This is a genomic window from Lysinibacillus zambalensis (assembly GCF_040183165.1).
GTDB classification, from domain to species: domain Bacteria; phylum Bacillota; class Bacilli; order Bacillales_A; family Planococcaceae; genus Lysinibacillus; species Lysinibacillus zambalensis.
In genome coordinates, this window is the sequence record NZ_JBEGDG010000003.1 from 145767 (window position 1) to 160827 (window position 15061).

Annotated in this window: 14 protein-coding genes; 4 read left to right on the forward strand and 10 right to left on the reverse strand. The window is 37.5% G+C overall.

What is annotated here, in order from left to right:
- Positions 1-2: 2 nt before the first annotated feature.
- Genes ABNX05_RS06395 through pdhA form a run of 3 tightly spaced genes read right to left on the reverse strand, consistent with a single transcriptional unit; the run spans position 3 to position 3490 of the window.
- Positions 3-1346 carry a dihydrolipoamide acetyltransferase family protein gene (locus tag ABNX05_RS06395; RefSeq protein ID WP_349658975.1) on the reverse strand — a complete coding sequence of 448 codons (1344 nt, stop codon included), beginning with the start codon at positions 1344-1346 and terminating at the stop codon, positions 3-5.
- Between the two features lie 47 nt (positions 1347-1393).
- Positions 1394-2371 (reverse strand): alpha-ketoacid dehydrogenase subunit beta, encoded by a 978-nt coding sequence (locus ABNX05_RS06400; protein ID WP_079559704.1) that lies wholly within the window; start codon positions 2369-2371, stop codon positions 1394-1396.
- 3 nt (positions 2372-2374) lie between these two features.
- Complete coding sequence (gene pdhA / locus ABNX05_RS06405) at positions 2375-3490, reverse strand: pyruvate dehydrogenase (acetyl-transferring) E1 component subunit alpha (RefSeq protein ID WP_079559703.1); 1116 nt, start codon at positions 3488-3490, stop codon at positions 2375-2377.
- Between the two features lie 393 nt (positions 3491-3883).
- On the opposite strand from pdhA, the gene def reads away from it, so the two are divergent.
- Entirely contained in the window at positions 3884-4441 is a 558-nt protein-coding gene (gene def, locus ABNX05_RS06410) for a peptide deformylase (protein ID WP_349658976.1), read from the forward strand.
- A gap of 124 nt (positions 4442-4565) precedes the next feature.
- Here the strand turns inward: def and phnX are convergent, their stop codons facing one another.
- From phnX to ABNX05_RS06435, 5 genes are read right to left on the reverse strand one after another with little or no spacing between them, the layout of a single operon-like run.
- The gene (phnX, locus tag ABNX05_RS06415; protein ID WP_349658977.1) at positions 4566-5372 is read right to left on the reverse strand and encodes a phosphonoacetaldehyde hydrolase; all 807 of its coding nucleotides are present in this window, start codon (positions 5370-5372) and stop codon (positions 4566-4568) included.
- On the reverse strand, positions 5369-6463 hold the full coding sequence (phnW, locus tag ABNX05_RS06420; protein ID WP_349658978.1) for a 2-aminoethylphosphonate--pyruvate transaminase: 1095 nt from the start codon (positions 6461-6463) through the stop codon (positions 5369-5371). The genes phnX and phnW overlap by 4 nt, the downstream gene beginning before the upstream one ends.
- Positions 6464-6479: 16 nt before the next feature.
- Positions 6480-7463, reverse strand: coding sequence for an extracellular solute-binding protein (locus ABNX05_RS06425; protein ID WP_349658979.1), 984 nt, complete (start codon positions 7461-7463; stop codon positions 6480-6482).
- Complete coding sequence (locus ABNX05_RS06430) at positions 7426-9090, reverse strand: ABC transporter permease subunit (RefSeq protein ID WP_349658980.1); 1665 nt, start codon at positions 9088-9090, stop codon at positions 7426-7428. The genes ABNX05_RS06425 and ABNX05_RS06430 overlap by 38 nt, the downstream gene beginning before the upstream one ends.
- Positions 9083-9835 (reverse strand): ABC transporter ATP-binding protein, encoded by a 753-nt coding sequence (locus tag ABNX05_RS06435; protein ID WP_349658981.1) that lies wholly within the window; start codon positions 9833-9835, stop codon positions 9083-9085. Before ABNX05_RS06435 ends, ABNX05_RS06430 begins: the two co-directional genes overlap by 8 nt.
- A gap of 146 nt (positions 9836-9981) precedes the next feature.
- Here ABNX05_RS06435 and ABNX05_RS06440 point away from each other — a divergent pair, with 146 nt between their 5' ends.
- On the forward strand, positions 9982-10755 hold the full coding sequence (locus ABNX05_RS06440; RefSeq protein WP_349658982.1) for a DeoR/GlpR family DNA-binding transcription regulator: 774 nt from the start codon (positions 9982-9984) through the stop codon (positions 10753-10755).
- Between the two features lie 68 nt (positions 10756-10823).
- On the opposite strand, the gene ABNX05_RS06445 is transcribed toward ABNX05_RS06440, so the two are convergent.
- On the reverse strand, positions 10824-11594 hold the full coding sequence (locus ABNX05_RS06445; RefSeq protein ID WP_349658983.1) for a Cof-type HAD-IIB family hydrolase: 771 nt from the start codon (positions 11592-11594) through the stop codon (positions 10824-10826).
- A 448-nt stretch (positions 11595-12042) separates the two neighbouring features.
- Here ABNX05_RS06445 and ABNX05_RS06450 point away from each other — a divergent pair, with 448 nt between their 5' ends.
- Both ABNX05_RS06450 and rnjA read left to right on the forward strand, forming a co-directional pair.
- Positions 12043-12252 carry a DNA-dependent RNA polymerase subunit epsilon gene (locus ABNX05_RS06450; RefSeq protein ID WP_349658984.1) on the forward strand — a complete coding sequence of 70 codons (210 nt, stop codon included), beginning with the start codon at positions 12043-12045 and terminating at the stop codon, positions 12250-12252.
- A 5-nt stretch (positions 12253-12257) separates the two neighbouring features.
- Complete coding sequence (gene rnjA, locus ABNX05_RS06455; RefSeq protein WP_349658985.1) at positions 12258-13925, forward strand: ribonuclease J1; 1668 nt, start codon at positions 12258-12260, stop codon at positions 13923-13925.
- 211 nt (positions 13926-14136) lie between these two features.
- Here the strand turns inward: rnjA and ABNX05_RS06460 are convergent, their stop codons facing one another.
- Positions 14137-14970, reverse strand: a complete 834-nt coding sequence (locus ABNX05_RS06460) for a TetR/AcrR family transcriptional regulator (RefSeq protein WP_349658986.1) — start codon at positions 14968-14970, stop codon at positions 14137-14139.
- Positions 14971-15061 lie beyond the last annotated feature (91 nt).

Consider the following 15061-nt stretch of genomic DNA (forward strand, 5'->3'; position numbering starts at 1 on the left):
TGTTACGCCTCCATTAATAATAATTCTGGTTCACTTAACAAACGCTTTAAGTGATTTAAAGCATTTTGCGCAGTGGCTCCATCAATCATACGATGATCAAAGCTCAATGATAATGCTAACACAGGTGCGGCTACAATTTCACCATTTTTTATTACAGGTTTTTCTGAAATTCGACCAATACCTAGAATCGCTACTTCAGGATGATTAATTACCGGAGTAAACCACTGTCCTCCTGCAGAGCCGATATTCGTAATCGACATCGAAGCGCCCTTCATTTCATGTGGTGCAAGCTTGCTTTCACGAGCTTTAGTCGCTAATTCATTAATTTCATTTGATACTGCAAAAACAGATTTACGATCAGCGTGCTTAATAACTGGTACTAGCAAGCCTTTTTCTGTATCTGCTGCAATACCAATATTGTAATAATGCTTCTGAATAATTTCTTGTGTTGCATCATCTAATGAGCGGTTAAATTCTGGGAATTCGCGTAAAGTTGAAATTAGCGCTTTAACTACATATGGTAAGTACGTTAATTTAACACCTTTTTCAGCAGCGATATCTTTGAATTTTTTGCGATGTGCTACTAGAGCTGTTACATCGACTTCATCCATTAGTGTAACATGTGGAGCCGTTTGTTTCGAGTGAACCATCGCTTTTGCAATCGCTTTTCGAATGCCCGACATTTTCTCACGTGTTTCTGGGAAATCACCTTCAAGGACTACTGGTGCTACTTGTGTAGTTGTTTCTTGCTGCACAGCTTCTTCATTAGCTACTGGTGCTGCTGCTTCAGCCTCTACAACGCCTCCACCTTTTAGGAAATTCTCAATATCTTGTTTTAAAATACGACCATTTTTGCCTGTACCATTAACTTCACGAATATTCACATCATTGTCACGTGCAAATTTACGTACTGAAGGCATTGCAATGATACGCTTATTATCTTCAGCTACCGCAACAGCTTCAGTCTTTTCAGGAGTTTTCTCTGGAGCCTGCTCAACTTCAACAGGTGCCTTTGCTACTTCCTTACCATACTCAGCAGTCGCTTGAACTTGAGCCTCTGTTTTCGCTTCAGCATGGTCATCACCTTTTAGCTTTAAATCTTCATATCCAGGTGCATCAAGGCGGATTAAGACATCACCAACAACTGCTACTGTGCCTTCTCCTACTAAAACTTCCTCTACTGTCCCTTCAACTGGAGACGGAATCTCTACTACTGCTTTATCATTTTGTACTTCACAAAGAATATCGTCTTCTTTTACTGTATCTCCAGCTTTAACGAACCACTTAACGATTTCGCCTTCGTGAATACCCTCGCCAATATCCGGTAATCTAAATTCAAATGCCATGTGTACCCATCCTTTCTATTTGCTGTCCTTCAAGTTTAGAAGTTACATTAGAATGTTAAAACTTTTTTAGCTGTTTCCATTACATCTTTATAGTTCGGTAACCAAACACCTTCAGCTTGTGGGAATGGGTACACAGTATCTGGTGCAGCCACACGAAGTACAGGTGCTTCTAAACTTAAAATCGCGCGCTCTGTAATTTCAGCCACTACGTTTGCAGCAATACCTGCTTGTTTTTGAGCCTCTTGTACAACGATTGCACGACCTGTTTTTTCAACGGACGCAATAATTGTCTCAATATCAATTGGTTGGATTGTACGTAAATCAATTACTTCTACAGAGTGACCTTCTTTTTCTAGCTCCTCTGCTGCCTTTAAGCTTTCGTGAACCATTAAACCGTATGCAATAATTGTTAAATCTTTACCTTCACGTTTTACATCCGCCTTACCTAGTGGAATTTCGTATGCTTCCTCAGGTACCTCTTCACGGAATGAACGATATAATTTTAAATGCTCTAAGAAAATGACTGGATTATCATTTCGAATAGATGAAATAAGTAAACCTTTAGCATCGTATGGAGTTGATGGGACAACAACCGTTAAACCTGGCTGTGCTGTCATTAAGCTTTCTAAACTATCAGAGTGCATTTCAGGTGTATGCACGCCTCCACCAAACGGAGAACGGATTGTTACTGGTGCATTATAGACACCACCGCTACGATAGCTCATACGTGCTAATTGACCACTGATCGAGTCCATTACTTCATATACGAAACCGAAGAACTGGATTTCAGGAACCGGACGGAAACCTTGTAGAGAAAGACCGACTGCTAAGCCACCAATACCTGATTCTGCTAACGGTGTATCGAATACACGGTCAACCCCAAATTCTTTTTGTAGGCCTTCAGTTGCGCGGAATACCCCACCGTTGACACCTACATCTTCCCCGAATACAAGAACGTTTTCATCATTCTTTAATTCTGTGCGAAGTGCATCTGTAATTGCTTGAATCATCGTCATTTGTGCCATAGGTTATTTCGACTCCTTCTCTTTGTAGATTTCATACTGTTCTTTTAAATTAGATGGCATTTCGCCTTTGTACATGTTTTCCATTAACTCTGTTACTTTTTGTTTTGGAGCAGCATCGGCTTTTTTGATTGCTTCTTTAATTTCTTCTTTTGCACGCTCAATAACAGCCTCTTCTTTTTGCTCATCCCACAGACCTTTTGCTTCTAAGTATTTACGGAAGCGTACAAGAGGGTCTTTTTGTGCCCATTCATTATCTGTATCTGATGTACGGTAACGCGTTGGGTCATCCCCTGCCATTGTATGAGGACCATAGCGATAGCACATTGTTTCAATTAATGTTGGACCTTCGCCATTTACTGCACGCTCACGTGCATCACGTGTTGCTACGTAAACTGCTAGCGCATCCATTCCATCTACTAAAATACTTGGTAAGCCTGCTGCTACACCTTTTTGAGCAATTGTTTTTGCAGCAGTTTGTAATTCGCGAGGTGTTGAAATGGCGAATTGGTTATTTTGTACAATGAAGATTGCTGGTGACTTAAATGCACCTGCAAAGTTAATGCCTTCATAGAAATCCCCTTGTGATGAACCGCCATCACCTGTATAAGTTACTGCCACTGCCTTTTTACCACGTTTTTGAATACCAAGAGCTACACCTGCTGCTTGAATATATTGTGCACCGATAATAATTTGAGGTGCTAATACGTTTACGCCCTCAGGAACTTGGTTCCCCGCAAAATGACCGCGTGAGAATAAAAACGCTTTATCTAAAGGTAAACCGTGCCATACGATTTGTGGTACATCACGGTAACCCGGTAAAATCCAATCTTCTTTTTCTAATGCAAAGTGCGACGCAAGTTGTGAAGCTTCTTGCCCAGCAGTTGGTGCATAGAAGCCTAAGCGACCTTGACGGTTAAGAGAGATAGATCGTTGGTCTAAAATACGTGTATAAACCATACGCGTCATTAACTCAACTAGTTCCTCATCAGATAGCTTCGGGTCTGCCTCTTCATTTATAATTTCGCCTTCTTCATTCAAAATTTGAAACATTTCAAACTTATCTTCGATTTCAGTTAGCGTTTGTTTAGCATCAAAAATATTATTGTTTTTCTTGCTCATTTGTCACATCTCCCTTTCAGCTGTATTAAAATAAATCACCGTTTCAACTAGTACAACTTATTCTTTGCACTCAGTATACTGAATAAAATACTGTCGGTCAATCATATATTACGCGTACAAACAAAGATTTTTTCTAACATAACAATTAAACAACTCTGTTTCATACTGTACCACTAATTAATATTTTCTGTATTATAACAACGTATTAAAGGTACTCAATTATTACGTTCTCCTACATGATTACCAATAGTAGAATGCCCAGTTTCAGACAATCTAATAGCTATTAAAAAATTTTTTAAGTATATTCAAATAAGGTTTTTTTCATGTGATTGTTTTAAGACGTGATGTATACTTATAAGCAAGACACTACAAAGTCGAAAGGAAGATTCATATATGATTTTAATGGATGATATTATTCGCGAAGGTCATCCGACTTTACGCACAAAAGCCGAGGAGGTAAAATTCCCTTTAACTGATGAAGTAAAACAACTCGCAGAAGACATGCTTCAATATTTAATAAACAGCCAAGATCCCGAAATGGCAGATAAATATAACTTACGTAGCGGCATTGGATTAGCTGCCAATCAAATAAATAGCCTCCATCGAATGTTTGCCCTCCATTTAACAGATGAGAATGGGGAACAATTAAGTTTTGTAGCAATCAACCCAAAAATCGTTAGTCACTCAGTAGAAAACACGTACCTTGCAACAGGCGAGGGCTGCCTTTCTGTAGATCGCAATGTTCCAGGCTATGTACCACGTCATGCTCGTGTTACAGTTAAATTTAAAACCATTGAAGGTGAGGAGAAAAAAATGCGCCTTAAAGGAATGCCTGCTATAGCCTTCCAACACGAATTAGACCACCTTAACGGCGTTATGTTTTACGACCGCATCAATGAAAAAAATCCATTTACGGAAATTCCAGATTCTACACCATATGAGCGCGATTAGGCGCACGAAAAAGAAAGCAAACCCCTGCAGTTTTTTTAAACTGGGGGTTTACTTCTTTCTTGCCTCGTTATGAAATTCATCTGACACTTTAACTTCGGGATCAGTCTAACATCCACCTGAGGCTTTAAGCCAGTACGATACCTCGTTCTAAACGCTCATTAATTTTTTCCAATAATGCTGGGAGCTCTTTTATCGTTCGAATCGTATAATGTGCACCTGTTTCTTTAAATATTCTTGCTGTTTTTTCAATAGCAAATTGCTGCTCTTCTTCAGATAAAGCCATATACTCTTCTTCAGATAACCCCATTTCAGAGCTTCCAATAATAACACCAACAGCCCATACACCTGCATTTAAAGCTTCTTGAATATCTGAAGTTGTATCACCAATCTTCACCACTTGTTTCGTCGCCTGAATACCCATTGCTTCCATATTTTTAAAAATCATATATGGGTAAGGGCGTCCTTTATCTCCTAATTGAGTAGGCGTTACTAAAAAATCAGGTTCATATCCTTTAGCCGCTGCATGCGAAGTCACTACCTCCATCATCGAGTCTGTATATCCCGTCGTAGAACCGATCCGAATACCCTCTTCTTTTAATTGTTGTATCGTTTCTGTCACATACTGAATCGGATCCGTGTAAGTCGCTAAAGATTCCATTAACTTTGATTCAAACTGCATATATAAAGCGTGGACATCCTCTTCCGTAAAATCTCGTCCATACTTTTCGTTCCATACCTCACGAATTCTTGGCATTTCAAGCATTGTACGAATATGATCTATTTTCAACATGCCCATCGGTTTACGTGCTTCCTCTAGCGTAACTTTGATTCCCGCATCTTCAAAAACTGTAAGAAAAACATTCACAGGAGCAAAGCAACCAAAATCAACAGTTGTACCTGCCCAATCTAAAATAATCGCTTCAATCTTCATTTTTTTATCACCACCATATAATTTTCGATAACCTTACACAATGACTTCATATCATCTTCATGAATGTCTCCAATATTGCCAATTCGGAATGTATCCACATCTGTTAGTTTCCCTGGATAAATGACAAATCCTGCTTTTTTCATCGCATTATAGAAATGATCGAAGGAGAACCCTTCATAAGGGAATAAAAATGTCGTAATAATAGGTGATTGTAACCCCTCTGAAATATAAGCGTTAAAACCAAGTGCTTGCAATTGAGTACGAAGTATACGATTATTATTCGCATATCGTTCGTAACGAGCACGAATTCCACCTTCTTCCACAAGTTCCTCTAATGCCTTCGCAAAAGCTGCCACTACATGTGTAGGGGATGTAAAACGCCATTTTCCATCGAGTTTCATCACTTCCCACTGATTATATAAATCTAATGCAACACTTCTAGCTTGCTCTTTACACTTTTCTAATTCCTTAATCTTTGCGATAACAAACCCAAACCCAGGTACCCCTTGGATACATTTATTAGCACTGCTAATTAAATAATCAATCCCTAATGCTTTTAAATCCATCGGTACGCCACCGAAGCTACTCATCGCATCAACGATAAACGTTTTATCCAACCCTTTTACAACGCTTCCTATTTCGTGAATAGGATTTAAAATGCCCGTTGTCGTCTCACAATGTACAATAGCAACATGTGTTATTGTTGCATCATTTTCCAACAGCACTTTCACTTCGAGTGGTGACGGCGGTTCATTATAAGGAACACTATAGACCGCGTGCTGTAGTTTAAGCACTTTTGCCATTTCAACAATGCGTTCACCGTAAGCACCATTTGTGATAATAAGGACTTTATCTTCCTCTCCAACAGCCGTTGTTAACACTGATTCCACAACAAAACTGCCACTTCCCTGCATAAGAACAGTTGCATAATCTGTTTCTGTCACTTGCGCTAACTCTAAAAGCTGCTTACGTATTGTTTGTGTGACACTTTTATAATCATCATCCCAAGTGCAACGATCTTTTAGCATCTCTTGTTTTACGGTAGCAGTTGTCGTTAAAGGTCCTGGCGTTAACAATTTATAGTTGTTCATAAAAATTAATATCTCCTTATTTTTGCGCTTCTTTAAAGAAAGCTTGATGTTTTTCTAATAGATCTACCGTTAATGTCGTATCCCACTTCTTCAAATATTTAGGTACATGCTCATCATTTACTTGCTCACCTTCATAAAGAGCTACAGGATATTGCTTCAATAAATCAGGGCGGGCCTCCGTTGCGATTACTTTGGCTATTTCATGCGCTAACGCTTCATCCCCCTCTTTATCTACTACAGCCACTGATTCTGTTAATGTAAAGTTACCTTCTATTGGATCGATATAATCAATCGGTAGCCCTTCTTTTTTAGCATTGATAGCCTGAATACGCAGACCAAACCCTACAGCCACTTCGCCCGTTTTTACTTTTTTAATAGGCCCAGAGCCTGAGCTTTCGATATGCGGTCCAGCATTTTTGATTAAATCAGCTAATATTTGTTTGCCCTCTTTTTCTCCATACTCATTAATAATAGCCTGCACTAACAACCAAGCTGTTGACGAGTCATGAATATTAGGAAACGACAATAAATCTTTATAGGCAGGGTTTGTTAAATCCTTAACAGATGTTGGAACTGGCAAATCTTTTTGTTTTAATAAATCCGTATTAATAAAAATCGAGCCGATATTCCCTAAAATCGGTAATGCAAATGTAGAACCATCATCTAAAGGCTTTAAATCAGAAGATAAATCTACAAACATGGACTTGGACTTTTGCGCACTTTCAATAAAATAAGAAGCCGTTGTTACGACATCTGCTTCAATGTCTTTCCCCTCCGCCATTATTTTCCCGCCCAGTTCAGACGTTCCGAATGATTGGATTAAATATTTACCTTTATACCCCTTGTTATCTAATGTTGCTTCCATAACGTCAATCGCTTCATCATCCGCGTTTGAATAAATAATGACTTGATCTTTCGAACCTGCTTCCGCTCCTCCACATGCTGCCAAAACAATTGCTGAGCTAACTGTACCTAACATCATTACTGTTGATTTTTTCATCTTTATGCTCCTTTGTTTTTTCTTTAGGTATTGCTATATAATCACAACCTAATTTCACAATGAGGTTTGTACATAAAATAAAAATCGATAGAACAAAAATGTCTGTATACTTCGCGAAATGTTGAAGTTCTTTTATACGTGTCGATACAAGCATCGTTTTCGTGCTAACAAGGAAAATTACCCCGCTAACAGTCACCATGGCGTTTAAAAAATAATAGCTGAACATTTGATAAATCGTAGGTCTAATATTCGGTAAAATAACGCGAATAACCGTTTTCAACCACGAATCTTTTAATAGCTCTGCTGTTACTTCCCATGTCGGATCCATTTTTTGCAATGAATTTTTCGCCATTAAATATGGTGTTGTAAAGAAGTGAACGACATTACACGCAATAATGATGAGGAATGTCCCTTTTAAGGAACTCCCATTAAAGAAGAACAAGTAAGAAAGACCAAGTACCATGCCTGGCACAGTATTCGTAACCATTGAAGCAAAATCTATGCTTTTCCTTCCTTTAAGTGGTGTTCGTACATTTAATAGAGCGGACACAAACGCTACAGCCACACCTAAAACAGCTGTCAAAACAGCCACTATTAGCGAGTTCATATAGACTTGCTTCAAGCCCTGTTCAGCTAGTACGTTTTTCACATGCTCGAATGTAAAACTGAAATCATATGGATAACCTTTCGTAAAAGGTACTATAAATATTGTTGAAAACATGATTAATACCGCACCTACACAAACAAACGAGAAAACAGTAAACATTACATCACGGAAACGATGGACAACGAGGTCACTTTTAGAAACTTGCTTATACTGAAAATTAAATCGTTCCAAAATCGTTAACATAACAACTCCAAGCACTGCAGGTACTAACATTAAAATCGAAATCACAGCACCTCTCTCAAAATGTACAATGGAACCAAGCATCGCTTGATATAGCTCAGTAGCAATAACTTTGTAGCTACCACCAACTGACGCTGGTATCCCGAAATCTGTAAAACTTAACACAAACGATAGTATGAATGCCCCACCAATCGTCCCTTGCATCGGACGAAATACTGTATGATAAAATCTTCGGTATGGTCGATCATGCATCAGCATGGAAACTAGCAGAAACCTTTTATCAATATATTGCATAGAATTTTGCATTAATATAAAGGCAACAGGCAATGTATACAGCACATAACCAATTAATAAACCGTTAAATCCATAGACTGTAAACAAGGGCTGACCAAGTATCTTCGTAATAATCCCTTGATTGCCAAAGGTATAAATCAGTACAAAGCCATATGTTATGGTCGGTAATAGCATTGGTAATGTAATACCCATTTGGACAAGCTTTTTCGTAAAGCGATGCATCGTTGTAAAATGAACAGCATAGGCCAATAAAAAAGCCAAAATGGTCGTGATTAAAGCTGCTATTAAAGAGACTTGAAAACTATTGAAAAACGCATCACGAATCTCCACATTTTGCAATGTTTCCACATAGTTTTGAATGGTGATAGCCTTCCCCTTTTTTAAAGATTGCCAAAACATATACAGTAACGGAACAATTAAAAAGAAAACAAAAAAGAAAATAATCGGAAGAAAAATCAATTTCATTATTTTATTTGTTTTAAGCATACGATTCTCCAAATAGCTGATAAATGTTATGACGTTTTATATGAAGCTGTCTTAATATAAAATCTTCAACAAATTGGTTTTCTGGTGTATTTACTATTTCTTGCGGCGTTCCAAATTGCGAAACAGTTCCCTCATTAATAATTAGCACTTTATCTGATAGCGTAAGAGCTTCCTCTGGATCGTGCGTGACAATGATTGTCGTTAAATTAAATTGGCGAGCAATGGATTGAATCCGTTCTTTAATCGATTCCTTTATCACGCCATCTAGCGCACTTAACGGTTCATCCAACAATAAAATTTTAGGCTGCATCACAAGTGTTCTAGCTATAGAAACACGCTGTTTTTGCCCGCCCGATAACTCATGAATCTTTTTATGTAAATGTGGGGTCAGTTCTAAAAAGTCTATATATTCCTGAACCTCTTTTTTTGACATTCCTTCTTTTTTATTTTTCAAACCATAGACGATGTTGTCATAAGCATTTAAATGAGGAAACAACGCAAAGTCCTGAAAAACAATATTAAACCCTCGATCTTGCATAGATTGTTTCGATATATCTTGTCCGTTGTAAAAAAGCTGTCCATTCGTTTGTTGAGTAAGACCTAGAATAATATTGAGTAAAGTTGTTTTTCCACAACCACTCGGCCCTAGTAACGAAACTATTTCACCCGATTGAATGTTTAAATTTATATTCATCAAAACTTTTTTATTTTTATAGTTTTTCGAGATATCTTTTAGTTCTAACAAATTGGTCACCTCTCTTTAGTTCTTAACCTCAGTATAGGGACAATTTGTAAAGCGAATTGCGGATTTGTGTAAATATTGAGTAAATATAGACTAATTGTTGACAAAGTTACGATCATTTTGATTTCATTTAATAGAGGTGATGTGCAATGTATACAATAGAAAGGCAACAGCATATTTTGCAATTTGTCCGAAAACATAAGGTAGTAAAATTAGTAACGCTAACAAAAGAGTTTAATGTATCAATGGAAACAATACGTCGTGATATTCATCAGCTTGTGCAAGATAAGAAAATGGAGAAGTTTTATGGTGGTGTTAAATATATGGAACCTGCCGAGGGATTGATGGATAACCGATTCCATGAACAGCTACCAGAAAAGATCGCAATCGCAAAAGCTTGCGCTTCTTTAGTACAAGATGGGGAGTGTATTTTTTTAGATAGTGGAACGACCACATATCAAATGACACCTTTTTTATTAGAAAAAGAGAAGTTAACCGTTATTACAAACTCACTTCCCGTAGCCTTTGATTTAATAGGCTCCAATATTGAAGTGATCATTATCGGCGGTAAAGTTCGTCATTCTGAAAAATCTGTAACGTCTAATGATTTCCTCTTCCGCTTCGATCATTTAAATATTAATAAAGCTTTTATTTGTGCTAGTGGGGTGTCGATTGAAAAAGGAATTTCAGATTTCAATTTAGAAGAGGCTATCACCCGAAAACAAATTATTAATATTTCTCAAACTGTGTATGTAGCAGCTGATTCTTCGAAATTTGACAAAGATGTCGCTATTCAAGTTTGTCCAGCAGATGCGGTAAATATGATTATTACAGATCGTGGACTCTCTAAAGAAACGATCAATCATTTCACGGATAAAGGTGTACAGTTAAAAATAGTAAGTACAAACATAGATACTGAATGAAATTTATGAAATACAAAAGCAACTAGCTGTAGTTAATACCTCCAACTAGTTGCTTCTCTTTAATTTCTTTAGATGATATTTAATTGGCGCATCATTTTAGCAAGGCCATCCTCATCTACATGTTCTGCAATATGGGTAGCAACAGCCTTTACTCTCTCATGCCCATTCCCCATTGCCACACCTGTCCCAACAGCCTGTAGCATTTCTATATCATTCATACCATCTCCAAAAGCAATGGCATCATTTAGTGTCAGCCCCATTTTCTCAAGAACCTTTTCAATACCAGTAGCCTTCGAGCCTCCCTTCGGTAAAATATCACAAGAATAGCGATGCCAGCGTATAAACTGCACGTTAGGAAATGCTTCACGATATAAATGTTCATCTTTTTCTTCCATAAAAATAAGTGTTTGATATACATCGTTCTGCATATAATAAGTTGAGTCTAAATTTGGATACTGGTATTTTAAAGTATTTAAGCTTTCTGCCACCATATCGTTATTTTCAACAGATGCAATCATTTGCTTGTCATCTAAAAATACTACAGGTTCGTTCCGTTCTTCACCAAAGGCAATGATTTTGGCTAGCTCGTCTTTCTCAACACCATTTGTATAGACAACCTCACCACGATAAACAACATATTGCCCATTAAATGTCACATACGTATTAATATCCAACTCTTCTAGTAAGGTCTGAATCATAAATGGCGCACGGCCAGTTGCAATCGCTAGCTCATAGCCATTTCGACGAGCCTCAAAAAGCGCTTCTTTCGCTGAAGCAGGTAATATTTTCTCACTATTATAAAGCGTACCATCTACATCAAAAAATAATATTTTCTTCATCTTATAGTCCCCTTCATTATGTATTATTCTGCAAAGGCCAACGACTTTACAGAGGTATGATTTTTCATTATAATGATCCTAAGGAGTGATGTGCCATGCTGAAGAAACTCAAACGCAAATTGTTGAAGCAACTTCGCGGCATACTCGGAAAAAAATCAATTGCCTAACATTTGCCCTTCATTATTTGAAGGGCTTTTCTTTATTTTAGAGTAACTGCGTGATAATATAAAGGAAATGCATTTATTTGGCTATGTGCAACCACTGTCTCATTGCTTTATTCAATTGCAACTTGTTGTAATTACGTCTGGATTAAAATACTGAGATACAAGAACTTCAAACGCCTAATTTCGCCATTAGTATACTAGAAATTCGTTGTTTTTTCTTGTAGTACGTGCGTGGTATTAGTCAAAGCTGCAAAAAAATGTACGCAATAAAAGGAGAGCAAACTATGATTTACAAAGTTTATTACCAACAAAAAGCAAATGAAATTCCAGTTCGCGAAAATACTAAAAGTCTATACCTTGAAGCTGCTTCAGACCGCGAAGTACGTGAAAAGCTAAAAGACCGAAACTACAACATCGAGTTCATCCAACTGCTTGAAGGTAACTATTTAGCTTACGAACAAGCAAGTCCGAACTTCGTCTTAGAGGAAATTTAACAAACATGAAGTTTGTTAAAAATGACCAAGCAGCTGTTTTCGCGCTCGGCGGACTGGGCGAAATCGGCAAAAACACTTACGGCGTTCAATTTCAAGATGAAATCATTTTAATTGATGCCGGCATTAAATTCCCAGAAGACGACTTACTCGGTATTGACTATGTTATTCCGGACTATACGTATTTAGTACGCAACGTCGACAAGATTAAAGGATTATTCATTACCCATGGACATGAAGACCATATTGGTGGTATTCCCTACTTATTACGTCAAGTAAATGTCCCTGTCTACGGTGGTAAGCTTGCACTTGGCTTACTTCGCAATAAGTTAGACGAGCATGGCTTACTACGTACAACAAAGCTAATCGAAATTAAAGAAGAAGATGTTATTAAGTTCAGAAAAACATCTGTTAGCTTCTTTAGAACAACACATAGTATTCCAGATGCTTACGGGATTGTTGTAAAAACACCACCAGGTAACATCGTGCATACAGGTGACTTTAAGTTTGATTTTACACCTGTAGGCGAGCCAGCCAACTTAACAAAAATGGCTGAAATCGGACGCGACGGAGTACTATGCTTACTTTCAGATAGTACAAATGCAGAAAAGCCGAATTTCACTATGTCAGAGCGTACAGTTGGAAAAAGTATCGACGAAATTTTCCGTAAGGTTGATAGTCGTATCATTTTTGCAACTTTCGCATCCAACATTCACCGTTTACAGCAAGCAACAGATGCTGCTATAAAATACGGAAGAAAAATTGCTGTCTTCGGACGTTCGATGGACAATGCCATTACAATCGGTCGTGAACTAGGCTATATTAATGCACCAAAGGATACATTTATTGATGCCCAAAGCATTAATCGTCTTCCTGCAAATGAAGTAATGATATTATGTACAGGCTCTCAAGGTGAACCGATGGCGGCCCTTTCTCGTATAGCAAATGGCACACATCGTCAAATCCAAATCCAACCTGGTGACACAGTTGTCTTCTCTTCTTCGCCAGTACCAGGAAATACGGTAAGTGTAAACAAAATTATCAACTTACTTTTCCGTGCAGGTGCAGAAGTTATTCATGGTGCACTTAATAATATCCATACGTCTGGTCACGGTTCTCAAGAGGAACAAAAACTAATGCTACGCTTAATGAAACCTAAATTCTTTATGCCGATTCACGGTGAATTCCGTATGTTGAAAATGCATACTCATCTAGCAGAAGATTGTGATGTTCCACTTGAAAATACATTCGTTATGGAGAATGGTGACGTGCTAGCATTAAGTGCCAACGAAGCACATGTAGCAGGTCGCATCCCTTCAGGAGACGTTTATATTGATGGCAATGGTATTGGAGATATCGGCAATATCGTCTTACGTGATCGACGCATCCTTTCAGAAGAAGGTTTAGTGATCGTTGTTGTAAGTGTGGATATGGAAAATCAAAAAATCGTTTCTGGCCCAGACATTATTTCGCGAGGCTTTGTTTACATGCGCGAGTCAGGTACGATGATTAATGAAGCACAAAAAATGCTAAACCGTCACCTGAACGAAACAATTCAAAGCAAAACTCCTCAATGGACTGAGCTGAAAAATGAAATTACTGACGTATTAGGACCATATTTATTTGAAAAAACAAAACGTCGACCTATGATTTTACCAATTATTATGGAGGTTTAACCTCCTCACAAAAAACTACGCAAATTTGCGTAGTTTTTTTCCATTTTTCTGAAACCTCTTTGCTTTTTTTTCGTATATAGTAATAACAACTCAATTTTACTCCCTAGACTATTACATTAGCGCCACTAACACTTCAATTTTTCGTACGACCACTTAATTTCAATAAAAACAGGATTGTTCACACTTTAAAGTGACCAATCCTATTCCATGCCTAAACATTAAAGTATTTAGCTATTACATAAGCAACCCATCTATGGTCTGGCTGCAAGCGTATATTTTCAATCAAACCTTTTAAAATCGCTTTACTATAGGTTGTATTTTCGACTTGAAGTTTTAATAACTCAAGAGACTCGCGTTCTATAGAGTCTTCTAATCCGTCTAGATGTTGTTCGATTAATTCTAGTAAAGATTCCTGTGAAACTTCCTCATTACAAGGTTTTGCTGTTAATTGAATAAGCTCTTCGGTTATAAACGGAATCGTCGTATGCCGTGCAATAATTTCCGTCTTTTCAGCTAGAGATTTAGCCAATAGCTCTAAATCGAGTGATATATCAGAAAAAATAAAAAGTTCCGAATAACTTTTCATAAACCCTTTAATACAATACATGACATCATATTTTGTCTCGTGGAGTTCATCTTGATATAACTGCTCCAGCATATAGATAATCGACTTAGACATTTCGACATCATACGCAATTATTTTCTGAAACAACTCTTTTTTTGAAAGAAGTACTTTCTCATTAAAAAACACACGGGCAGGTGCAGCATGGTTTTTAAATGCTTGAAAAATACTTTTATAAAACTCAACTAATTTGATATCTTTACTAAGCGAGCTTCTGACTACTTGGTCAACATCCATAACAAACTGTTGTAGATAGTTCTCTACCATGGAAATTATAAGCTCGTCTTTTGTTTTGAAAGATAAATAAAATGCACCTTTTGAAATCCCACATCGTTCTGTAATTTGCTGTACAGATGTAGCTTCAAAGCCTTGTTCTGAGAAAAGTTCCAACGCTTTCTCCATAATAAGTTGCTTTTTTAACATACTTTTAAATCTCTCCTAATGTATTTCGTTGACAAATGACCGATTAGTCATTAGTATAAATAACTGAATCAAGTTAGTCAATAAAGGGTAG

What these genes read in the sequence shown, in the direction of transcription:
- ABNX05_RS06395 (WP_349658975.1), bottom strand. Translation starts at nt 1,346, where the DNA reads ATGGCATTTGAATTTAGATTACCGGATATTGGCGAGGGTATTCACGAA.
- ABNX05_RS06400 (WP_079559704.1), bottom strand. Translation starts at nt 2,371, where the DNA reads ATGGCACAAATGACGATGATTCAAGCAATTACAGATGCACTTCGCACA.
- pdhA (WP_079559703.1), bottom strand. Translation starts at nt 3,490, where the DNA reads ATGAGCAAGAAAAACAATAATATTTTTGATGCTAAACAAACGCTAACT.
- def (WP_349658976.1), top strand. Translation starts at nt 3,884, where the DNA reads ATGATTTTAATGGATGATATTATTCGCGAAGGTCATCCGACTTTACGC.
- phnX (WP_349658977.1), bottom strand. Translation starts at nt 5,372, where the DNA reads ATGAAGATTGAAGCGATTATTTTAGATTGGGCAGGTACAACTGTTGAT.
- phnW (WP_349658978.1), bottom strand. Translation starts at nt 6,463, where the DNA reads ATGAACAACTATAAATTGTTAACGCCAGGACCTTTAACGACAACTGCT.
- ABNX05_RS06425 (WP_349658979.1), bottom strand. Translation starts at nt 7,463, where the DNA reads ATGAAAAAATCAACAGTAATGATGTTAGGTACAGTTAGCTCAGCAATT.
- ABNX05_RS06430 (WP_349658980.1), bottom strand. Translation starts at nt 9,090, where the DNA reads ATGCTTAAAACAAATAAAATAATGAAATTGATTTTTCTTCCGATTATT.
- ABNX05_RS06440 (WP_349658982.1), top strand. Translation starts at nt 9,982, where the DNA reads ATGTATACAATAGAAAGGCAACAGCATATTTTGCAATTTGTCCGAAAA.
- ABNX05_RS06445 (WP_349658983.1), bottom strand. Translation starts at nt 11,594, where the DNA reads ATGAAGAAAATATTATTTTTTGATGTAGATGGTACGCTTTATAATAGT.
- ABNX05_RS06450 (WP_349658984.1), top strand. Translation starts at nt 12,043, where the DNA reads ATGATTTACAAAGTTTATTACCAACAAAAAGCAAATGAAATTCCAGTT.
- rnjA (WP_349658985.1), top strand. Translation starts at nt 12,258, where the DNA reads ATGAAGTTTGTTAAAAATGACCAAGCAGCTGTTTTCGCGCTCGGCGGA.
- ABNX05_RS06460 (WP_349658986.1), bottom strand. Translation starts at nt 14,970, where the DNA reads ATGTTAAAAAAGCAACTTATTATGGAGAAAGCGTTGGAACTTTTCTCA.